This is a genomic window from Pseudomonas sp. PB3P13, from assembly GCF_054897735.1.
The window spans coordinates 1148470-1170153 of sequence record NZ_CM142702.1; the positions used below are offsets into that span (position 1 = coordinate 1148470).

The 21684-nt window shown below is 60.2% G+C and carries 20 protein-coding genes; 9 read left to right on the forward strand and 11 right to left on the reverse strand.

From position 1 onward, the window contains the following. Positions 1–14 precede the first annotated feature (14 nt). From ACYZT1_RS05135 to ACYZT1_RS05170, 8 genes are all read left to right on the forward strand, one after another. Positions 15–962: a LysR substrate-binding domain-containing protein gene (locus ACYZT1_RS05135; protein ID WP_462017964.1), complete on the forward strand. Its 948-nt coding sequence runs from the start codon at positions 15–17 to the stop codon at positions 960–962. Positions 963–1175: 213 nt separating this feature from the next. Then, the gene (locus tag ACYZT1_RS05140) at positions 1176–1583 is read left to right on the forward strand and encodes an HPF/RaiA family ribosome-associated protein (RefSeq protein WP_028623402.1); all 408 of its coding nucleotides are present in this window, start codon (positions 1176–1178) and stop codon (positions 1581–1583) included. Positions 1584–1795: 212 nt separating this feature from the next. Beyond that, entirely contained in the window at positions 1796–2101 is a 306-nt protein-coding gene (locus tag ACYZT1_RS05145; RefSeq protein ID WP_462017965.1) for a DUF3649 domain-containing protein, read from the forward strand. Further along, positions 2098–3678, forward strand: a complete 1581-nt coding sequence (locus tag ACYZT1_RS05150) for a PepSY-associated TM helix domain-containing protein (RefSeq protein WP_462017966.1) — start codon at positions 2098–2100, stop codon at positions 3676–3678. The genes ACYZT1_RS05145 and ACYZT1_RS05150 overlap by 4 nt, the downstream gene beginning before the upstream one ends. Further along, on the forward strand, positions 3678–4001 hold the full coding sequence (locus ACYZT1_RS05155; RefSeq protein ID WP_462017967.1) for a DUF3325 domain-containing protein: 324 nt from the start codon (positions 3678–3680) through the stop codon (positions 3999–4001). Before ACYZT1_RS05150 ends, ACYZT1_RS05155 begins: the two co-directional genes overlap by 1 nt. Before the next feature lie 7 nt (positions 4002–4008). Next, on the forward strand, positions 4009–4569 hold the full coding sequence (locus tag ACYZT1_RS05160; RefSeq protein ID WP_462017968.1) for an RNA polymerase sigma factor: 561 nt from the start codon (positions 4009–4011) through the stop codon (positions 4567–4569). After that, positions 4566–5552, forward strand: a complete 987-nt coding sequence (locus ACYZT1_RS05165) for a FecR family protein (RefSeq protein WP_462017969.1) — start codon at positions 4566–4568, stop codon at positions 5550–5552. The genes ACYZT1_RS05160 and ACYZT1_RS05165 overlap by 4 nt, the downstream gene beginning before the upstream one ends. Positions 5553–5687: 135 nt before the next feature. Next, positions 5688–8114: a TonB-dependent siderophore receptor gene (locus ACYZT1_RS05170; RefSeq protein ID WP_462017970.1), complete on the forward strand. Its 2427-nt coding sequence runs from the start codon at positions 5688–5690 to the stop codon at positions 8112–8114. Positions 8115–8172: 58 nt separating this feature from the next. On the opposite strand, the gene ACYZT1_RS05175 is transcribed toward ACYZT1_RS05170, so the two are convergent. After that, positions 8173–9048, reverse strand: coding sequence for a helix-turn-helix domain-containing protein (locus tag ACYZT1_RS05175; RefSeq protein WP_462017971.1), 876 nt, complete (start codon positions 9046–9048; stop codon positions 8173–8175). Positions 9049–9185: 137 nt separating this feature from the next. Between ACYZT1_RS05175 and ACYZT1_RS05180 the strand changes: the two genes are divergently transcribed. Then, the gene (locus tag ACYZT1_RS05180) at positions 9186–10097 is read left to right on the forward strand and encodes a DMT family transporter (protein WP_462017972.1); all 912 of its coding nucleotides are present in this window, start codon (positions 9186–9188) and stop codon (positions 10095–10097) included. On the opposite strand, the gene ACYZT1_RS05185 is transcribed toward ACYZT1_RS05180, so the two are convergent. The 10 genes from ACYZT1_RS05185 to ACYZT1_RS05230 all read right to left on the reverse strand — a co-directional run bounded on the left by ACYZT1_RS05185 (position 10094) and on the right by ACYZT1_RS05230 (position 21675). Continuing rightward, positions 10094–11068: a 2-hydroxyacid dehydrogenase gene (locus tag ACYZT1_RS05185; protein ID WP_462017973.1), complete on the reverse strand. Its 975-nt coding sequence runs from the start codon at positions 11066–11068 to the stop codon at positions 10094–10096. The two genes, ACYZT1_RS05180 and ACYZT1_RS05185, sit on opposite strands and share 4 nt — an antisense overlap. A gap of 84 nt (positions 11069–11152) precedes the next feature. Beyond that, complete coding sequence (locus ACYZT1_RS05190; RefSeq protein ID WP_462017974.1) at positions 11153–12121, reverse strand: LysR family transcriptional regulator; 969 nt, start codon at positions 12119–12121, stop codon at positions 11153–11155. Between the two features lie 174 nt (positions 12122–12295). Further along, positions 12296–13120: an SDR family oxidoreductase gene (locus ACYZT1_RS05195; protein WP_462017975.1), complete on the reverse strand. Its 825-nt coding sequence runs from the start codon at positions 13118–13120 to the stop codon at positions 12296–12298. A 32-nt stretch (positions 13121–13152) separates the two neighbouring features. Next, entirely contained in the window at positions 13153–13617 is a 465-nt protein-coding gene (locus ACYZT1_RS05200; RefSeq protein WP_462017976.1) for a multidrug transporter, read from the reverse strand. Positions 13618–13772: 155 nt separating this feature from the next. Next, positions 13773–15224: a mannose-1-phosphate guanylyltransferase/mannose-6-phosphate isomerase gene (locus tag ACYZT1_RS05205; protein WP_462017977.1), complete on the reverse strand. Its 1452-nt coding sequence runs from the start codon at positions 15222–15224 to the stop codon at positions 13773–13775. Positions 15225–15433: 209 nt separating this feature from the next. Next, positions 15434–16087 carry an alginate O-acetyltransferase AlgF gene (locus ACYZT1_RS05210; protein WP_462017978.1) on the reverse strand — a complete coding sequence of 218 codons (654 nt, stop codon included), beginning with the start codon at positions 16085–16087 and terminating at the stop codon, positions 15434–15436. A gap of 17 nt (positions 16088–16104) precedes the next feature. Then, on the reverse strand, positions 16105–17280 hold the full coding sequence (locus ACYZT1_RS05215) for an alginate O-acetyltransferase (RefSeq protein WP_462017979.1): 1176 nt from the start codon (positions 17278–17280) through the stop codon (positions 16105–16107). An 11-nt stretch (positions 17281–17291) separates the two neighbouring features. Next, positions 17292–18857 carry an MBOAT family O-acyltransferase gene (locus ACYZT1_RS05220; protein WP_462017980.1) on the reverse strand — a complete coding sequence of 522 codons (1566 nt, stop codon included), beginning with the start codon at positions 18855–18857 and terminating at the stop codon, positions 17292–17294. 239 nt (positions 18858–19096) lie between these two features. Beyond that, complete coding sequence (locus tag ACYZT1_RS05225; RefSeq protein WP_462017981.1) at positions 19097–20218, reverse strand: mannuronate-specific alginate lyase; 1122 nt, start codon at positions 20216–20218, stop codon at positions 19097–19099. A gap of 8 nt (positions 20219–20226) precedes the next feature. Then, positions 20227–21675, reverse strand: coding sequence for an alginate O-acetyltransferase (locus ACYZT1_RS05230; RefSeq protein WP_462017982.1), 1449 nt, complete (start codon positions 21673–21675; stop codon positions 20227–20229). Positions 21676–21684 lie beyond the last annotated feature (9 nt).

Sequence of the window (21684 nt, forward strand, 5' to 3'; positions counted from 1 at the left end):
AGCAGGACTAAACCATGAGTCGTCAATTGCATGCGCAGACTTACGTCTGGCTGCACGTGTTCTCCTGTGCAGCCCGGCACCTTTCGTTCACGCGGTGCGCCGAGGAGCTGCACATCACGCCGGGCGCGGTCAGCCAGCAAATTCGTCAACTGGAGGACCGCCTGGGTTTTCGCCTGTTCCATCGTCGCGCGCGGGGCGTTGAGTTGAGCGCGCAAGGCCAGCGGCTGGCCATTACCGTAAACGAGGCTTACGGCAGCATCGATGCCGAATTGCGTCGGCTGGATGCGGGAATGATCAGCGGCATCTTGCGCGTTCGCTCAATTCCGTCCTTTCTGAGCAAATGGCTGACGCCGCGATTGCCCCGTTTGCAGCAGCGCTTTCCGGACATCCAGTTGCGTCTGGTCGCAGAAGACAGCAGCGTGCCGTTGCATGAGGGGGATTTTGATCTGGCGATTGATCTGAATGACGGCAGCTACCCCGGCCTTTTATCCACAGCCCTGCTGGATGAGCAGATTTTTCCGGTATGCGCGCCGAGCCTGTTGCGCGGCCGTCCGCCGCTGCACGGTCCGGCAGACCTGATGCATTTTGCGCTGCTGCACGACATTACCGCCTGGCGCGGCAGCTACGAATATGCGGAATGGGAGTTTTATCTCAACGCCATCGGGTTTGAGGGCGCGGATGTGCGCCGCGGTCACACGTTCAATCGTAATCACCTGACCATTGAGGCGGCCATTGCCGGGATGGGTGTGGCGATTGCGCGACGAACATTACTCAATGATGAACTGGAGCGAGGGGCGTTGATCGTGCCGTTCGGCCTGGCGGTACCTAATCACAAACGTTACATGCTGTTGTATGCGCCGGGTGCATTGAGCCATCCGGGCGTACGCGCAGTGCATGACTGGCTGGTGGAGGAGGCAGGAGTTTTTCGCACCTTGCATCCATTGGCGGAGCAACGGATGTGAGCAAACAGGCCTGAAGATCGAGGCGACCCAACTCCCGACCTTAACAGCGCATTTGCCTGATGTCCGGCTTTTTTTGCGAATCAATATTTATCTTTTTTAAGGGGTTGAATTGTTTGGCGGGCGAACCGATTGTGTAAGTAAGAGGTCACAGTGAACACGCCCAAGGGCGAGCTGAAAGGCCTCTCGCGAGCTAGCTGAAATAAGGGATGAACTATGCAAATCCAAGTCAACAGTGATAACCATATTCAAAGCAGCATCCGACTGGAGGAGTGGGTACGTACTACCATTGAGAGCACGCTCGAACGTTATGAAGAGGACCTGACCCGCATCGAGGTCCACCTGCGGGACGAGAACGGCGACAAGCCCGGTCCGCACGATATGCGCTGCCAGCTGGAGGCCCGGCCAAAAGGCCACCAACCGATTTCCGTCACGCACAAGGCTGACTCCCTGGAACTGGCGATCGACGGGGCAGCGGAAAAACTCGAACACGCGCTGGAACACTTGTTTGGCAAATTGCGGGGTAAACCACGCGCCGCAGTCGTGCCATTCGAGCGGGTAGAGGCTGACGCGCTGCTTGAAGACGAGTTTCTCGAGAACGAACAGGCTGCGCAAAACGGCTGATGCCTGAGTCAATAATTACCGCTCCACTGACAACGGGCCTGCTGATGCAGGCCCGTTTTTTTTCGCGTGTAATTCGCGGCAGTTTCAGCCATGAGTAGCCGCTAAACAGCGTTATCACTCGAAGCCTTTTGCGTATGAGAATATTTATCATTAGTATTGCGGCCACGCTGGCGCCGTGACTGTCACGACGCCTCACCGTTTCAGGTCGAAACATGAAAGGCACAACCTCCACGCTTCCCGTTTCCTATCGCTTGGCCGTTGCTTCGCGGGCGCTGGCCGCAGTGCTGGGCGGTTACGTTGTCGCCGCGCTGGCCAGCGTCAGCCTGACGTTGTGGTTGCCCATGGCCCGCGCCGACGCGGTGGTGACCGGAATGATGACCTCATTTCTCGCTTATCTGTGTGCGGTGCTCTGGTGTTTTGCCTGCCATAGCGCCTGGCGAGCCTGGTCCGGGCTGATCGTGGCCAGCCTGTTGTTGGCGGCGCTTGCCGGTTTGGCTTACTGGACGGGTCAGTCATGAAAGAAGGTTTTCGTCAGGCCATGGCCTGGTTGCACACCTGGGCCGGGCTGATTTTCGGCTGGCTGCTCTTCGCGATTTTCCTGACTGGCACGCTGGCTTATTTCAAGGCTGAAATCAGCCACTGGATGCAGCCGGAAATCCCTGCGCGTTTCGTAACTTCCGAAGCCAGCCTGGCCATGGCGCAAGGCTATCTTCAACAGCATGCGGCAGGCGCCTCGCGCTGGCTGATCGATTTGCCCGATGCCCGGGAGCCAGGCTTGTCTGTGCGGTGGCAACAAACCCCGGCCAAACGCGGCGAGCGCGGCCAGTTCATGGAAAAACACCTCGACCCGCAGACCGGCGCCGAGGTGAAGGGCCGCGCAACCATGGGCGGCGAGTTTTTCTACCGCTTCCATTTCCAGTTGCAGATGCCACATCCGTGGGGGCGCTGGTTATCCACCATCGCTGCAATGGTGATGTTCGTCGCATTGATCAGCGGGATCATCACTCACAAGAAAATCTTCAAGGACTTCTTCACGTTCCGCCCACGCAAGGGCCAGCGTTCCTGGCTCGACGGGCACAACGCGGTGGGTGTGCTGGTGTTGCCGTTTCACCTGATGATCACTTACAGCAGCCTGGTGATATTCATGTCGATGGTGATGCCGGCGAGCATCCTGGCTTCATACAACGGAGATGTTCAGGCGTTTTACGATGAAGTGTTTCCGGCGTCCCTTACCCCGGAGCGGGCGGGTAAACCGGCCGCGCTGGCGCCACTTGCGCCGCTGCTGCAACAGGCGCGAGAGCAGTGGGCGGGCGGCAATGTCGGACGGCTGACCATTAATAATCCGGGCGATGCCAATGCATCGGTCGTGCTGGTGCGTGATGGCGCTGATCGGGTGGTGCACGATTTCGGCAGCGCGGTGACCTTCAACGGCGTGACCGGACAACTGCTCGGCACGACGCCTGAACAATCGCTACCACGGGCCATCGCCGGCGGTTTTTATGGTTTGCACATGGGGCGTTTTGCCGACCCGGTGCTGCGCTGGCTGTACTTCATCTGCGGATTGGCCGGCACGACGATGATCGGCACCGGGCTGGTGATCTGGCTGGGCAAGCGTCAACTCAAGCATTTGAAAAGTGGGGGCATGCCGTTTGAATTGCGCCTGGTGGAGGTGTTGAACATCGCCAGCATGGCAGGGCTGATGATCGCCGTGGCCGCATTCTTCTGGGCTAATCGGTTACTGCCGGTCGAGATGGCCGGGCGGTCGGATTGGGAAGTGAACAGCTTCTTCCTGATGTGGGGGCTGGGTCTGTTGCACGCCATGATTCGCCGTGGGCGCACTGCGTGGGTGGAGCAGTTGGCACTGGCAGCACTGTTATTTGCTGCGCTGCCGCTATTGAATGCGTTGACCACGCCTTATCACTTGGGTTTCACGCTGGCGCAGGACGATTGGGCCATGGCCGGGTTTGATTTGACGTGCCTGGGCAGTGGCCTGTTTTTCGCTTGGGCTGCGTGGAAAATGCAGCGCGCAGAGCGGCCGCCAATGGTCGTTCGCCATCGTGGGCAAGCGATCAGCCTTGAGCGGGAGGCGAGCTGATGTTGCTGGCCCTGTTGCTCTGTTACGGCGGCTTCACCGCATTGTGTTTATCGATGGATCGGCATCACGCCGAGCTGCTCGGGCGCAAGCCTTCGGCCAGGCGCAGTCAGGCGTTCAAACTCGGCGGATGGTTGCTGCTGGCTTTTTCGCTATGGGCGGCGGTGTCTTCGGCCGGCTGGGGACTCGGCCTGGTCCAGTGGTGTGCGGTGTTGATGCTCAGCGCGCTGTTGCTGGTGCTGCTGATGCCGTATCGCCCGCGACTCGCATTGGCGCTGGCGGGTCTGGGCCTGCTCGCCAGCCCCCTGGCGGTACTCGCGCCGTGATGAACGAATGAGCCGCCGCCTGCCGGATTCACCCGATGATGAACCCCGTGGATCGCGCGCGCATTTTCTGCAGGTGTTCCTGTCCCAGCGTTCGCAGATGGAAGCGTTGGTCAATCGGCGTGTGGGGTGTCGGGCCACGGCGGCGGATCTGGTGCAGGATCTGTTCCTGCGTTTCTGGCGTCGGCCGCTGGTGCAGGTTGAAGAACTCGGCACGTACCTGTTGCGCTGTGCCGGCAACATCGCGATCGACCACCTGCGCAGCGAAGGTGCGCGGGTGCGGGTGAACGAAGGCTGGTTGCCGGAGCAGCCGGACAACCACAGTGAACCGCAAGCGGCGCTGGAGGCGGGCAACGATCTGCGTCACGTCGAGGCGGCGTTGCGTGCATTACCGGAACGTACGCGGCAGATTTTCCTGCTCAATCGCATTCACGGTCGCAAATACGCCGAAATCGCCAAAGCCATGGGTTTGTCCCAAAGCGCTGTGGAAAAACATATGATGCGCGCCCTCGAAGCCTGCAAGGCCAGTTTGCGCGAGCCCCAACCGCGCACGCCAGGGAAAGCACCGTGAATCAACGGAACCGGATCATTCCGACGCCCGCACAGGAGCAGGCGGCTTTCGCCTGGCTGAGCCTGTTGCACGACCAGCCGAGCAGCGGCGATCAAGCCACGTTCAGTCACTGGCTGCAGGCCGATCCGGCACATGCCCAGGCCTATGCCCAGGCGCAGGTGGTGTGGGAACTGACCGAAGCACCGGCCCGTACGCTGGCCGATGAAGAAGCGTCCGCCCTGCAGGACTTCCTCGATGCCATCAACCAGTCGCGCCGCAACAATGTGCGACGCTGGTCCGGTGCATTGGCGATGGCCGCCTGTTTACTGCTGATGATCGGCATCGGCGCCGGTTGGCAGCCGTCGCGCGGGATCGATGATTTGGGCGCCGATTACGTGTCGGCCCCGGGGGAAATTCGCACTTTTACGCTGGCCGATCAGTCGCAGGTCACGCTGGATGCCGACAGTGCCATCGCTGTGGATTTCAATGGCGGCGCGCGCCATGTGCAATTACGTCGCGGGGCCGCATTTTTCAGCGTGACGCACAGCAACGAGCCGTTTGTGGTCGACGCTGAAAAGGGTCAGGCGCGGGTGCTGGGCACACAATTCGAAGTACGCCTGCAACCTCGCGGCGCGCAGGTGACGGTGTTATCGGGGCGCGTCGCCGTGACGTCGGACCCGCAGTCCCAACCGCAAATTCTGCACGCCGGTGAACAAGTCGCTTACGCCAACGGCACAGCGCAGACACGCCACGCCGTGGACAGCGAATCGCAGCTCGCCTGGCGCCAGGGTTGGCTCAATTACTACAAGGCGACACTGGCCGAAGTGGTGGAGGATCTGCGCCGATATTACCCGGGACGAATTGTGCTGCTTGACGATGAAATGGCAGCGCGCCGGGTGAGCGGGAGTTTTCCAGGCAAGGACCCGCAAGCGGTGTTGAGTTCGTTGCAGGGCGTGTTGGGGTTTGAGCGACACCAGATCGGGCAGGTGATTATTGTGCGATGACGGCAGACCAGCCGCAAAACTACTCAAGCTGCATTTATTTCGAAATTCTGATGAGGTAAACCCGGCCGCCATTCGTGTAGTGACTGAAACTGCGAGTCATTCGCATCCGTAACGGTTCTACACAGGTCATGAGCAATGAAGTCCAGGGCGACATCCGGTTCGGTGAAACAGTGGTTGAGTGCATCTGCGCTGGGCCTTTCAATGCTGGCATGTTTGCCGGTCAGCATGGCGCTGGGCGCTGATGAATCCGCCACGCAGCACGCGCAATTTGCCTTCGCGACGGCTGCGAAACCGTTGCCGCAGGCGCTCAGCGACTTCAGCCGGGTCACCGGTATCAGCGTGGTCTACACGGATGAAGCGCCCTATGCCGTAACGGCTCCCGCGCTCAATGGACAGATGAGTGCCGAAACCGCCATCCAGCGTCTGCTCAGCGGTTCGGGGTTCACCTTTCGCCGTAGCGATGCCCACACCTTCGTGCTGGAGCCGCTGCCCGGCGAAGGCACGTTGAACCTCGGCGCGACCACCATTACTTCGGTACTGGAACAACCCATGAGTTACCAACCGCCGCCCACCAGTTCGGTGATGCGCTCCTCGGCCTCGCTGCAGGAAACGGCGCAGACCGTCAATGTGATCCCCGCTCAAGCCATCCGCGATCAGGCACCGCGCAACCTCGACGATGCGCTGGCCAACGTCAGTGGTATCACCCAGGGCAACACGTTGGGCGGCACCCAGGATTCGGTGATGACCCGAGGTTTTGGCGACAACCGCAACGGCTCGATCATGCGCGACGGCATGCCGGTGGTGCAGGGGAGGGGCCTGAACGCCACGGTGGATCGGGTCGAAGTGCTCAAGGGCCCGGCGTCGTTGCTGTACGGCATTCAGGATCCCGGTGGCGTGGTCAACATGGTCAGCAAGAAGCCTGAACTCGAGCAATACAATGCCCTGACCTTGCGCGGTTCGACCTACGGTGACGGCAAAAATGGCAGCGGCGGCGCGTTCGACAGCACCGGGGCACTGGGTGATTCCGGGTTGGCGTACCGCATGATCGTCGACCACGAAGACGAAGACTACTGGCGCAATTTCGGCACCCATCGCGAAACGCTGGTGGCGCCCTCGCTGGCCTGGTTCGGCGAACGCACCCAGCTGTTGTTCGCTTACGAGCACCGCGAATTTCTCACACCGTTCGACCGCGGAACACTGATCGACCCGCGCGACAATCATCCGCTGGACATCCCTCGCGAACGTCGTCTTGATGAGCCTTTCAACAACATGGAAGGCCGCTCGGACCTGTATCACTTCGAAGCCGATCACGAGCTCAATGACAACTGGAACGCGCATTTCGGCTACAGCTGGAACCGCGAAACCTACGATGCCAGCCAGGTACGTGTCACGGCCATCGACACCACCGAGGGCACGCTGACCCGGAGCATGGACGGCACGCAGAACGCCGTCAGTACCGACCGCTTCACCACCGCCAGTCTTGAAGGCAACGTCGATGTACTGGGCTTGCAACATGATCTGGTGTTCGGCGTCGATGACGAGTACCGCAAAATCTACCGCGAAGACCTGATCCGCCAGAAAAGCCTGAGCACTTTCAGCTACACCAACCCGGTCTACGGCCGCGAAGTGGCGGGCACCACCGTGAGCCCGGCGGACAGTGCGCAGACCGACGAACTGCGCAGCCATTCGCTGTTTGTGCAGGACTCGATCCACCTCACCGACCAGTGGATTGTGGTGGCCGGCGGGCGTTTCCAGGAATACGACCAGTACGCCGGCAAGGGTGTACCGTTCCAGGCCAACACCGACAGCAACGGCCAGAAATGGGTGCCGCGCGCTGGCGTGGTTTATCGCTACACCGACGCGTTGTCGTTCTACGGCAGCTACACCGAATCGTTCAAACCCAACTCGACCATCGCCCCCCTGAGCGGCAGCAGCACGGTGCTCGATGGCAGCATTGCGCCGGAACAAGCCAAGTCCTGGGAAGTGGGGGCCAGGCTCGACATGCCGGGCCGTGTCACCGGTAATGTCGCGCTGTTCGACATCAAGAAGCGCAACGTGCTCGTGGCCAACGCCGAGGGGCCAGTGACCCTTTACAGCGCCGCCGGTGAAGTGCGTTCGCGCGGGCTGGAAATCGATTTGAGCGGGCAGTTGAGTGACCGCTGGAGCATGATCGGCAGCTACGCTTACACCGATGCCGAGGTCACCGAAGACCCGACCTACAAAGGGAAAAAACTACAGAACGTGGCGAAGAATTCGGGTTCGCTGTCGGCGGTGTACGACTTCGGCAGCCTCGTCGGTGGCGATCAGTTACGCGTCGGTGCGGGGGCACGCTATGTCGGTGAACGGGCAGGTAACGCGGTGAATGATTTTGACCTGCCGAGCTACACCGTGGCCGACGCGTTTGCCACGTACGACACCCGGGTTGAAGGGCAAAAAGTGAAGTTTCAGCTGAATGTGAAGAACCTGTTCGATCGCACTTATTACACATCGGCAGCCAGCCGGTTCTTTGTGTCGATGGGGGATTCGCGGCAGCTTTCGCTGTCCGGCACTGTGGAGTTCTAGCAGAAGATCGCGTCATCGTCGTTTACGGGCAAGCCGACAGGCGCTGAAGATTTCCGGACTAAGGCAAAAACGCCTGGCGATACTCCCGAGGCGTCCCGCCCAGCGCCTGGCGAAACCGATGGGTGAAATGGCTGGCGCTGGCAAACCCGCACGCCAGCGCAATTTCCCCCAATGGCCGGCACGTGCGGCGCAGCAGTGCCTGCGCCCGATTCAGGCGCCGCGCCAACACGTATTGATGCGGCGGCAAACCAAAACTTTCACGAAACATTCGCGCAAAGTGATATTCCGACAACGCGCACAACGCCGCCAATTGGCCCAGGCTGATGGCTTCTGCCAGGTGGCTGTCGATGAAGTCGACCAGTTGCCGGCGCTGATGCGCCGCCAATCCGCCCTTGAGCCGCAAGCCCTCGCGCTGGCCCACTTGACCGAGCAACGCGTGGCTGAGCATTTCATGGGCCAGGCTGCTGGTGAGCAGGCGCTCGCCGGGTTCGTGCCAGTTGAGGGTGATCAACTGCCTGAAACGGCGGGCCTGCATCGGGTCATCCAGAAAGGTGTTCTCGCGCAGTTGCAGTTCGCGAGGTTCACGGTCCAGCAAAGTGACGCAGCCGAGGGCAAATTGTTCGGGGCTGAAATAGACATGGGCGAGGCGAATGTCACCGTTGATCACCCAGGCTGACTGATGCCCGGCCGGCAGCGTGCACAATTTGTCCGGAGCGCCTTTGGCGGCGGGTCGGTCGCGACGAAAGGTACCAGTGCCGCCAGCGATGTAGCACGACAGCGTGTGATGGCTCGGTGCTTCATAGTCCTGAGCATCATGATGGTTGCTCCACAACGCCGCAGCCATGCCGTCACCGAGCTCGGCACTGTGCTCGAGGCGAGCATTGGGCGAGCGGTTAAGGGCTTGAAAGACTTGCAGCGTTTCCAGTGCGGGCATGATCGGCTCTCTCTGACGCTTTGCATCCTACTCCGTAGACCGTGGCCTGCCAGCCCGTGCACCGACAAAAGCGCAAGATTATGCAAGTGCGCCGTGGCATCAGGCGGGACACTGAGTGCCTGTTGAGGAGCCTTGCCATGAACCTTTCGCTGTACTTGCTGACCGTGCTGATCTGGGGCACCACCTGGATTGCCCTGAAATGGCAACTGGGCGTGGTGGCTATTCCAGTGTCGATTGTCTATCGCTTCGGCCTTGCCGCACTGGTGTTGTTCGCCGTGTTGCTGCTCAGCCGCAAGCTGCAAGTGATGAACCGTCGCGGGCACTTCATCTGTGTGGCGCAGGGCTTGTGCCTGTTCTGCATTAACTTCATGTGTTTTCTGACGGCCAGCCAATGGATCCCGAGCGGTCTGGTCGCCGTGGTGTTTTCTACCGCGACGCTGTGGAACGCCCTGAACGCGCGGGTCTTTCTTGCGCAGAAAATCGCCCGCAATGTGTTGATGGGCGGCGCGCTCGGTCTGATGGGGCTTGGCCTGTTGTTCTGGCCTGAGCTGGCCGGCCACACCGCCAGCCCGGAAACGTTGCTGGGTCTGGGACTGGCACTGCTCGGCACGCTGTGCTTCTCGGCGGGCAACATGCTTTCGAGCCTGCAGCAAAAAGCCGGGCTCAGACCGCTGACGACCAACGCCTGGGGCATGGCGTATGGTGCGGCAATGTTGTCGGTGTGGTGCCTGGTTAACGGCGTTGCGTTCGATATGGAATGGAATGCGCGCTACATTGGCTCGCTGCTGTACCTGGTCATCCCGGGATCGGTCATTGGCTTTACCGCTTACCTGACGCTGGTGGGGCGAATGGGGCCGGAGCGTGCGGCTTATTGCACGGTGCTGTTTCCGGTGGTGGCGCTCAATGTGTCGGCCTACGCCGAAGGTTACCAATGGACCGCGCCCGCATTGACGGGCCTGGTGCTGGTGATGCTGGGTAATGTGCTGGTGTTTCGAAAACCCAAAGCGCCACGGGGGCAGGCGTTGGTGACGCCTGCCCCTTTCCGTTAGCCTTTCCAGACTTGCGGGTTGACCAGGTCCTGCGGGCGCACACCCGACAAGGCACTGCGCAAATTGGCTACGGCGCGATTGGCCATTGCCTCACGGGTTTCGTGCGTGGCGGAACCGATGTGCGGCAGCGTCACGGCATTTTTCAGCTGGAACAGCGGCGACTCGGCCAGCGGTTCTTTTTCGTATACATCCAGCCCGGCGCCGCGAATGCGGTTGCTCTGCAGCGCTTCGATCAGCGCCGGCTCGTCGACCACCGGCCCGCGCGCGATGTTGATCAGAATGGCGCCGGGCTTCATCAGCGCCAGTTCGCGATGGCTGATCAGGTGTTTGGTCTTTTCGCTGAGCGGCACCACCAGGCAGACAAAATCCGCTTCGCCCAATAATTCATCCAGGCTGCGAAACTGCGCGCCCAGCTCCTGCTCAAGCCCGGTTTTGCGGCTGTTGCCGCTATAGATGATCGGCATGTTGAAACCGAGTCGGCCGCGTCGAGCGATGGCGGCGCCGATGTTGCCCATGCCGACGATGCCCAGGGTCTTGCCATGCACATCAGAGCCGAATAACGGTGCGCCGACGCTGGCCTGCCATTCACCGGCCTTGGTCCAGGCATCCAGTTCAGCCACGCGGCGGGCACTGCTCATCAGCAAGGCGAATGCCAGGTCGGCGGTGCTCTCGGTGAGCACATCGGGGGTGTTGGTCAGCATGATGCCGCGCTCGTTGAAGTAGTCGACGTCATAGTTGTCGTAGCCGACCGAGACGCTGGACACCACCTCAAGTTTTCCGGCGTTCTCAAGCTGCGCACGGCCGAGTTTGCGACCGACACCGATCAAGCCGTGGGCGTGGGGCAAGGCTTCGTTGAACTGGGCATTGATGTCGCCGGTTTTCGGGTTCGGCACGATGACGTCGAAGGCTGACTTCAGCTGTTCGATCATGTCAGGCGTGATGCGGCTAAAGGCAAGAACGGTCTTTTTCATGGAGAAGGGCTCGTCGGGCGTGGAGATGCCAAGCACGCTAACATTCTTCCCTGCTCTCATGCGAGCGCCCGCAGTGGATGGCGATCAATTCGCCAACCGTGCCCCGCCCAGACTTCCGCTCATTTCATAGGCCACCAGTTCCGCCTGATGCGCGGCGAGGATTTCCGGTAACGAACCGCGCAAATATTCGACCCAGGTTTTGATCTTCGCATCCAGGTACTGCCGGGAAGGGTAGATGGCGTACAAATTCAGTTCCTGCGAGCGGTAATTGGGCATCACTCGCACCAGCGTGCCGTTACGCAGGCCTTCAATCGCGGCGTACACCGGCAACACGCCGACACCCATGCCGCTGATGATCGCGGTTTTCATGGCGTCGGCGGAATTCACCAGAAACGGCGAACTGTTGATGGTGACCATTTCCTGGCCTTGCGGCCCATCGAACGTCCACTTTTCCAGCGGAATCACCGGGCTTACCAGGCGCAGGCAGGCATGGTTGAGCAAGTCGCTGGGTTTGTGTGCGCAGCCGTTGGCTTTGACGTACGCCGGCGAGGCGCAAACGATGCTGTAGGTGATGCCCAGGCGTTGGGAAACAAACCCTGAGTCCGGCAGCTCACTGGCCAGCACGATGGACACGTCATAGCCCTCGTCGAGCAGATCGGGTACGCGGTTGGCCATGGTCAGGTCGAAGGTGACGTCGGGGTGGGTCTTGCGATAGCGGGCGATGGCGTCGATGACAAAGTGCTGACCGATGCCGGTCATGGTGTGCACTTTGAGCTGCCCGGCTGGACGGGCGTGGGCGTCGCTGGCCTCGGCCTCGGCTTCTTCGACGTATGCGAGGATTTGCTCGCAACGCAGCAAGTAACGTTTGCCAGCCTCGGTCAGCGCGATGCGCCGCGTCGTGCGGTTGAGCAGGCGGGTTTGCAGATGAGCTTCCAGGTTGGAGACTGCGCGCGAAACGTTGGCCGTGGTGGTGTCCAGTTGTACGGCGGCGGCGGTGAAACTGCCGGCCTCGGCCACGTAACTGAAGGCGCGCATGTTTTGCAAAGTGTCCATGGGGTGCTCTCGGGTGCGATGGCAAATTGTGACACAAGGTTTCAAGGTCTGAGACCCCGACCAAGGGATTATCGCGTGAACGGTAACAAAGATTCACAAGTTTCCCGGCTTATCGCCCTTTCAGCCGAGTCCTGTGTGGGAGCGTGGCTTGCCCGCGAAGGCGTCGCCCTGGTCTCAAAGCTGCCCCTTCAACCCGAACCGCTTCATCAACCCCGCTTCCAGCAATCCCTTCGGCAGCAACGCCGCCAATAACGGCAACGCCTGGCTGCCGTTACCCAACCGAATCAGCCGCGGCGGTTTGCCTTGTTGCACAGCCTTGAGCAATCCAGCGGCAAATTCACTGGCCGGGGTCGGGTTGTCCTGAGAGGCCTTGGCCCGTGCCCGAATGCCCTCGCGCAACGCAAACCACGGTGATTGCTCGCTGATCAACCGTTCCGCCTGATGCCCGGCGTTTTTCGCGAAACTCGACGCGATGGCCCCCGGCTGCACTTCCATGACCCGCACGCCGAACGGCGCCAGTTCCATACGCAAGGCATCGCTCAAGGCGTGCACCGCCGCTTTCGACGCGCAGTAGGCGCCGGCAAACGGCGTGACCAGAACCCCGGAGACGCTGCCGATATTCACCACGATGCCTTTGGTGCGGCGCAACACTGGAAACATCGCGCGGGTCACGCCGACGATGGCGAACACATTGGTTTCGAACTGGCGCTGCATGGCAGGCACGCCACCATCGAGCAACGGCCCCATCGCGCCGTAACCGGCGTTATTGATCAGTACATCGAGGCCGCCCGTTTGCTGGTTGATCCGTTCGCTCAGTTGTTCGAGCGCCGCGCCATCATTGACGTCCAGTTGCACCGCGGTAAAACCGGCGGCAGTCAGGGTGCCCACATCTTCAGCCTTGCGGGCGCTGGCCCAGACTTCATAGCCGGCCGCTTTGAATGCATCAGCCAGGGCGCGGCCGATGCCGCTGGAACATCCGGTAATCAACGCGACGGGCATGGCGCGGTCCTTGTGCAGAAGAGGGAAGGGGGTCAGTCGGAAAAACTACCCTGCAATCGCTCGGCGCGAAACTCCAGGGTTTGCGGGCGATAGCCGGGCCGCAGTGGCGGCATCGGCAAACAGTCTTGCCAGTTGGCGCCGGCCTGCAGTTCGCCGGGGCCGCGATAGCGTGGCGCGGTGTATTGGTTGTCGGCCAGATTGACCGTATCGCCCGGAGCGTAGGCGGCGATGCGCCAACGCAGTTCGGTCAGCGGTACGTCGTTGCCATTGTTCATGGTCAAGTGCAGCGGGCGGTCTGCCGGGCACTGTTCAGGCGCGTAGGTAATGCGCAGTTCCAGGCGTGCCAGTTGCTTGACCTCGCGGTTGTCCATCCAGATGACCCAGGTTGCCACCAGGCCAAGGCCGATCGCGGCCGCCACTGAAACGGGCAAGGCCTTGGCCGGGTAGCGCAGCAACAGGACCAACCAGGTGAGGACCAGCAGGACGCCGATGAACATTAAGCAGACCTCGAAAAAGGTAGAAGGCCATCCTACCTAAGCGTGGGTGCGATCGGACGATCTGACCTTGATTGTTTACAAAAAAAAGCCCCGACCCAACCCACTGCGGATAGGGGACGCAATGGGCTGGACAGGGGCTTCTGTTTTACAACGGGTTACTGAGCGATGGTTTTCACCGATACGCCACGCTCAATCGGCGTAGACCGACCGTAGATATCTTCAAAGCGCTCGATGTCGTCTTCGCCCAGGTAGCTACCCGATTGGACTTCGATGATTTCCAATGGGATCTTGCCCGGATTGCGCAGACGGTGAACCGAAGCAATCGGAATGTAGGTCGACTGGTTTTCACACAGCAGGAACACGTTTTCGTCGCAAGTCACTTCGGCAGTGCCGCTGACCACGATCCAGTGTTCGGCGCGGTGGTGGTGCATTTGCAGGGACAGGCACGCGCCCGGTTTGACCGAGATGTGCTTGACCTGGAAGCGCCCGCCCATGTCCACCGAATCGTAGGAGCCCCACGGACGATAGACTTCGCAGTGGTTCTGGGTTTCGGTGCGGCCCAGTTCGTTGAGCGTGTTGACCATCTGCTTGACGCCTTGAACCTTGTCCTTGTGGACAATCATCATGGCGTCCTTGGTTTCGACGACCACGATGTTTTCCAGGCCGATCACCGACACCAGTTTGCCGTTGCCGTGGATCATGCAGTTTTTGCTGTCCTGAATGATCACGTCGCCTTTGGTGACGTTGCCGTTTGCGTCTTTGGGGTTCACTTCCCACAGCGACGACCAGCAGCCGACATCGCTCCAGCCCGCAGTCAGTGGCACAACGCAGGCGCGCTGGGTTTTTTCCATCACGGAGTAGTCGATGGAGTTGTCCGGGCAGCAGGCGAACGTGGCTTCGTCGATGGAGATCGTGTCGGCATCATGTTGGCTGCGCTCGAGGGTCAGCAGGCAGGTGTCGTAGATGTCCGGATCGTGTTTTTTCAGCTCTTCGAGGAAGCGGCTGGCGCGGAACAGGAACATGCCGCTGTTCCAGAAATAACCGCCGGACTGGACGTATTCGGTGGCGCGTTTCACGTCCGGTTTTTCAACGAAGTGCGACACACGGCTAACGCCTTCCGGCAGCAGCGAATCGTTGGTCGACTTGATGTAGCCGTAACCGGTTTCCGGTTTGGTGGCCGGGACACCGAACAACACCATTTCGCCGTTTTCGGCAGCGACGGTGGCCAGGGCCAGGGCGCGTTGCAGCGCTTTCTGGTCTTCCAGGACGTGGTCGGCCGGCAGCACCAGCATCAACTCGTCGCGGCCTTCATTGACCAGCATCATCGCAGTCAGGGCCACGGCCGGCGCAGTGTTGCGGCCGAACGGTTCCATCAGGATGCGCTGGCATTCCAGCTTACGGTTGGCCAACTGCTCGTTGACGATGAAACGGTGGTCCTTGTTGCAGACCACGATCGGGGTGTCCATGCCTTCGAACACCAGGCGTTCCAGGGTTTGCTGGAACAGCGTGTGTTCGCCCGTCAGGGCGAGGAATTGCTTAGGGAATTGCTTACGGGAAAGCGGCCAAAGACGTGAGCCACTACCACCTGACAAGATCACCGGAATCATGTTGTTTCTCCTCAAATATCATATGGGTTAGAGCTACTGCGTTCTGTCGTTTCACTCTTGTTTTTGTCTCGTCGCCCGCCTGACACCTCAGCCCTTGTGGGAGCTAGCCTGCTAGCGATTGCATCACCTCGGTGCATCTACAAAATCGAGTTGCCTGCATCGCCGGCGGGCCGGCTCACACATGGAGCCGGGTCAACCGGGCAAATGTATTAGCGCGTCGAAACCGGGCGTTTTACCCAGACTGGCGACAGGCTGCTGCCGGTGCCAGTGACGTACAGCACGGCAGCCTCACCACGTTCCAGGGCAACTGGCTTGAGGTCGCTGACTTTTTTCTCGCCATCGTAAAGCGCCAGGCTGACCTTCACCGGGTTGATCTCACGCTCGCCACGGCCTTTGGCAGCCACGGTCTTGACCACTTCGGTCTTGCCGTCTGCAGTCTTCAGGGTCAGCGGCTTGTCGCTGAGGTTCTGAACGCGAACCAGGGATTTCTGCTTGTTCCGGAACGGCGGCTCTTCGATCAGTTGCGGTGCGCCGCTGGCGTTGTTGACCAAGGTGTAATAGTGGTCGCCAGCGAGTTTGACCGGCAGCGTCTGGCTACCGACCTTGGCGCTGTAGTCGCCGCCCGGCATGAAGCTGAAGTCGGTGCTGGACAGCGGGGCGACGTCGGCCAGGTTGGTGGAGCCGACGGTGGCGCTGACTTCAGCGTTGGCAGCGTTATAGACACGCACGAAGCTTGAGCCTTTCGGTGCGGTCGGGCCGTAGAGTGCTGCATCACCGGCGAAGGCTTGCAGGGACAACACGCTCATACCTGCAACGAGTGCGAAGGTCTTGGCGAGACGGCGAGGAGTAGTAGTGAAAGTCATGGAAGTACCTCTCTCTTTCAGTTTTGCGCCCGGTCGGGCGTCTCGGATTTTGTGTTTGCGGCTACGTTTTGTTGGCGCGCGCCAGCTTCTTTGAGCTCTGCGACCCACTGCGGGTCGGCGTCGCCGATATCGTTGTTCACAGGCAGATAACGTTCAGGAAACTCCCAGATCAGCACCTGTGGCGGGCTGTTCTTGAACGCATCGCTTTTCAGGTAACTGAGCATTGGCTGAATCGGGCCGTGGCCGTCTTCGGCGTAATTCACCACGTCACTGTGCAGCGCTTCTTTCAGCGCTCCGACGAAGTTCCAGTTCGGATTGGCGCTGTAGCTGGTGCCGATCAGTGCCACGGGCACTTCGGCGTCGGCGAACATCGCGTCATCGCCACTGGCCTGACCCTCGGCAAGTACTGTGTTGCGCTTCTGCAACGGCTCGGTGGCCGGCATCATGTTTTCGAACAGCGGGTCCAGCGGCAGAAACTGGCGCAGGTCACCCTTGTGGGTCACTTGCTCGGCCGGCTCGGTGACAAAGCGTTGCGGCTCGCCACTGAGAGGGGTTTGTTCGGCAATGGTTTTGGCCAAGGTCTGGGCGGCGATTTGGGCGCCGTCCGGAGTCCAGTGGGTGTCGGTGCGCAGGAACACTTGCTGACCATTGAGCTTGCCCTGTTGCAGCGGGACAAGCAGGTCAGGGGCGATGATCTTGTTGGCCGCCACATGAGCGTGGAAGTCTTGATAAAGATTGGCGTGAATGCTCGAAGGCTTCACGTCGCCCAAGTGTTCCGGGTACAGGCGAGTCTTGGCCGGCAGGATCGCCATCACCAGTTTCACGCCTTTGTTTTTCAGTTCCTGTCGCACGCCTTCTACGAGCGCGTAATTGCCTTGCAGGTTCAATTCTTCGTTAACAATCGGATCGAATTCTTCGTCGCTGAACAACCACTGGTCGTGACCGAGCACGACGCCCGGACGACCTTCGTTGAACAGTTTGAAATCCAGCGCAGCCCAAAGGTTGGTGCCCAGGCGTTTGATCGGAAACTCTTCGTCGTAGTGCGTCTCGACGGCCTTGGCCCAGCGACCGTTGAGCACGGTCGCATCGGCATTGGTGCTGAAGCCGAAGAAGCTGCGCGTCGACCACAGGCCGAGGACGGTCAGCAGCACCATGAACAGGGCGATGTAGAAGAGGCGTAATGAGCGGGTCATGGTCAGATCCCTCAGAACTGGAAGTAAAGGAACGGCGAGAAGCTTTGCGCCGAGAGTTTGAAAATCGAAGCGATGAACAGCACCAGGACCAGCGTGCGCATCACATAACGCGACCAGTCTGCAGTCCAGTAAGCCGGCTGCACGGTGGCTTCAACGCCAACGGTGTAGCCCGGTTCGTGGATGCTGGCCGGGTTGTCGCCCGGTACGGCCTTGATCATCCCGGGCGTCGCAGTGGCAGGGCCATCGGCCTCGACCTTGACGTCCGCGGTGCTCTTGACCGGTGGCCGATTGGCGTAGAAATCACGAATGCCGAAGAACGCCAGGGTGGCGTACGCCACGAACATCGTCGCCACTTGCAGGCCGGTGAGATTGGCCCGAGTGAGTTCCGACAGCGACCATTCGTTGAAGCTGAACATCGCGCCATACATGCGGCCGGCGACGTGCAGGTTTTCTGCGCGGAAGATGACCCAGCCCATCACCACCAGGAGGAAAGTGAAGGCCCAGCGAATCGGGTTGATGCTGCGCGGCGAGGTGTTCAGGCCGACGGCTTTTTCAATCGCCAGCCACATGCCGTGCCAGGCGCCCCAGATCACATAAGTGATGTTCGCGCCATGCCACAGACCACCGAGCAACATGGTCAGGAACAGGTTGCGATAGGTCATCAGCGTCCCTTTACGGTTACCGCCCAGCGTGATGTACAGGTAGTCACGCAGCCAGGTGGAGAGGCTGATGTGCCAGCGACGCCAGAACTCGGTGATCGACTGGCTGATGTACGGCTGTTTGAAGTTTTCCATGAAACGGAAACCCATCATCAAGCCCAGGCCGATGGCCATGTCGCTGTAGCCGGAGAAGTCGAAATACAGTTGCGCGGTATAAGCCAGGGCGCCCAGCCAGGCGTCGCCCGTGGTCGGGTTCTCCAGGGCGAAGCAATGGTCGGCCACCACCGCGAGGGTATCGGCGATGAAGACCTTCTTGATGAAACCTTGCATGAACCGCGTGCAACCTTCGGAGAACTTGTCGACGGTGTGGGTGCGGTTGTTGAACTGGTCGGCGAGGTCGCGGAAACGCAGGACCGGGCCGGCAATCAGGTGCGGGAAGATCGCGACGAATGCAGCAAAGTCGATCAAATTGCGCGTTGCCGGGGTGTCACCACGGTAGACGTCAATGATGTAGCTGATGGACTCGAAGATGTAGAACGAGATACCGATCGGCAACAGCACGTGAGTCAGGATGAACGGCGACAGGCCGACCGAGGTCATCATCGCGTTGATGCTGTCGACGCCGAAGTTGGCGTACTTGAAATAGCCGAGGATGCACAGGTCGACGCCCACGCCGAGCAGCAGCCAGCGCTGCGCCGGTTTGGTCCGCACGCCGGCGGCGCCAACCTTCAGGCCGATCCAGTAGTTCCACAGCGTGACGGCCGCGAACAGCGCCAGAAAGTCCACTCGCCACCAGGCGTAGAACACGTAGCTGGCCAGCAGCAGCAGCAGATTGCGATAGCGTATTCCGCTCAGATAGTACATGCCGAGAAAGATCGGCAAGAACAGAAACAGGAACACGTTGGATGAAAATACCATCCCGATCTCTCCAGTTTTAACCAACAGTCAAGGGCCGCAGCCCCCCCAAACCCCCCACCGTAAAACCGGGGGGGCTAACACACAAAAACGTGCATCTCGTACAGACTTTGTGGCGAGGAGGCTTGCCCCCGCCGGGGTGCGCAGCGCCCCCCAAAACCCGACAACGCGGTCATTCAGACATGACGCGTTTACCGGTTCACGGGGGCAAGCCCCCTCGCCACATTGAACAGTGTCAAGCCTTACGAACCTTTGCCTTTCTCACTCGCCGGGTCGTAGACCTTGGTCAGGTCACCGCCCAGGCGGAATGTCTTGAACGGCTGCATCTCGTGTTTCATTGCCAGCACGTCCGGCGAACAGGTGTAGAGCGTGCAGAACGGTTCGAGCCAGGAGAATTTAGAGTCGACTTTCAAGTCGGTCATGTCCTGTTCCTTGCCGTTTTTCTTCTCGAAATCATCCGGGTCTTCCACCCCGGCCAACACGCGATCGCCCAGGCGTTTTAGCGCGCCGTTGTTTTCCTGCCGCAAATCCACACCGTTGACCTGCGCAAAACTGGCGATCATCGCCAGCGGCGGCAAGGAGTAGTTGTGGTAGGCGAGGGCGCGTTGTTCACGCTTCATTTCGTTGGGCAGGAAACCATCGGCGTCGACCTGGTTGACGCCGACCTTGTATTCCTTGACGGCCCAATCGAACAGATCGCGACGGTTGGTCGCGACCGAAGTCGCCATCACCGACCAGGCGGCCCAGTACGAATGGTTGTTGGTTTTTTCCAGTGGCAGGTTGTCCCAGTCGCTGACCACCTGATCGCCCAACTTGCTGAACCACGCCTCGATCAGCTGCGACTCCTGCTGATGGTTTGCCAATGGCTGCGAGTCCGAAAACTTCAGGCGGATGTACGCAGACGCCATGCTGCCCAGCGCCCATTTGCGCATGGACTTGCCGGTATGGTTGAACTCCTTGGACATCAACGCATCGGCCTTGGCCCAGGCGGTCAACCAGTTCAGCGTGCATTCGAGCTGCTCCGGGCGACCGTCACGCATGAACTGCATGACGCGCTTGCTGGTGCCGCGCTCGATTTTGGTGATGTCGGCGGTGCTGTCGCGGAAGGCTTTTTCCGATTGCTTGTTCAGGGTCGAACGGGCCTTGTCGGAACCTTCGTATTTGCTGCGAAATTCCAGCGAACCGGTGTACGGCGTCGGCGTCGCGTCACAGCTGTCCTTGTGGTCGCCGGTTTTGACTTTCTCGATCGGCGCAAAGTAACCCTGCGGCGGGCGCAGTGGCGCGGCTGCCTGAGAGGCGCTGGCGAACATCGCCAGGCTCAGCAGCGTGGGTGCCAACAGATTTTTCAGTTTCGGATTTCGCATAGCAGACCTCATTGCCCGACCGAAGCAGTGCGTTGCTCGGCGCCCGGGAATACGTTGCGTTTGCAGATTTTCGCTTCGACTTTCTGAGGCGCGGTACCCGCTTGCGGGCCCTGGATTTCGACAGCCAGCAAGTTCTGCGAGGCCCAGTCGGCATCTGTACGCATCTCAAAAGCGAAACGCCCGTCAGTTTCGGAGGTTTCCGGTTTTTCGAGCTTGATGTCCTCGTGGCGACCGTTCATGTACCAGAGGGTGGCTTGCAAGGTTTTCACCGACGTATCGGCGAAGCGGATGTCGAGCTGATGGTTGCCGTTTTGCAGGTTCAGGTTGTTGCTGTTGACCATCACTTCGTTCTTGCCCGGTTTCAATGTCTTGCTGGCGGTCAGTTGTGCAGCCTTGCCTTCGCAGCCGTTATCCAGCAGCGCCATCACCTGGCGGTACATGTTTTCCTGGTCGAGGGGGTAAAGCGGCGAGAATTCCCAGATCAGAATCTTCGGCGGCTTGGTCTGGAACTCTTCACTGCCCAGGTACTGCAGCATCGAACCTGCCAGGCCACCGCCGGGGAACGCTACGTTGAGGATGTCAGCGCCGATGGCCTCTTGGAGGAAGCCCACGAAGTTGTAGTTCTTGCCGCTGTGACTGGTGCCGACCAGGGTGATCTCCGGATTGCCGGAGTCACTGAACAGATCGCCATCGCCGGCTTCGCCTTTCGGCTCTGTGGTGAACTGGTCCATGTACTGGACCGCGTAGCTGGTGCCACAGAGTTGACCGGCCATGTTGTGCAATGTTCCGGTCTTGCCCATGCGACCCGACTTGTGGGTCTCGAATTCACGCTTGGGAATGTCGGCGAAGGCCGGAATCTGCTTGACCTTTTCCGCGACGATTTTCGCCGTGCGCTGAGCACCATACGGCGTCCAGTGCTGGTCGCCGCGGAAGTAGAAGTCGTGAGCGGGCAAGGTCTCGGGCAACGATTCGTTGGTCAGCGGCGAAAGGTCCGGCACGACATAGCCCATGGCGGCGAAACGGCCGAGCATGGTCTTGTAGTTCTTCAGCGCCTTATCGAAATCGTAGCGGGCCTTGTCCTGCGGATTCAGCTTGTCGCGGTTCACCAGACCACGGGTCGGCTGGTAAACCAACACCAGTTCCACGCCTTTGCTCTTGAACGCATCGTGCAATTGCTGCATGCGTTTGTAGCCTTCGGGGGTGGTGTTGAACTCGGTGCGCAAATCTTCCTGGGTACGGAACAGCCAGTCGCCCTGGGCCTGCACCAGCGTGGTGAAATTCTGCTGGTAGCGCGTGGTGTAGTTCTTCGCGTCGTGGGCTGCCGGGCACAGGTTGCAGCACGGCTCGGCACTGAATTTCGGCGCCTGGACTTCGTCCGCGCGAGCGCCGGTGCTGGCCGCGAGAATCCCGGCGGTCAGGGCCGACAGGCTGAGTAATTTGATCAGGTGTGGGTGCATAAAATTATC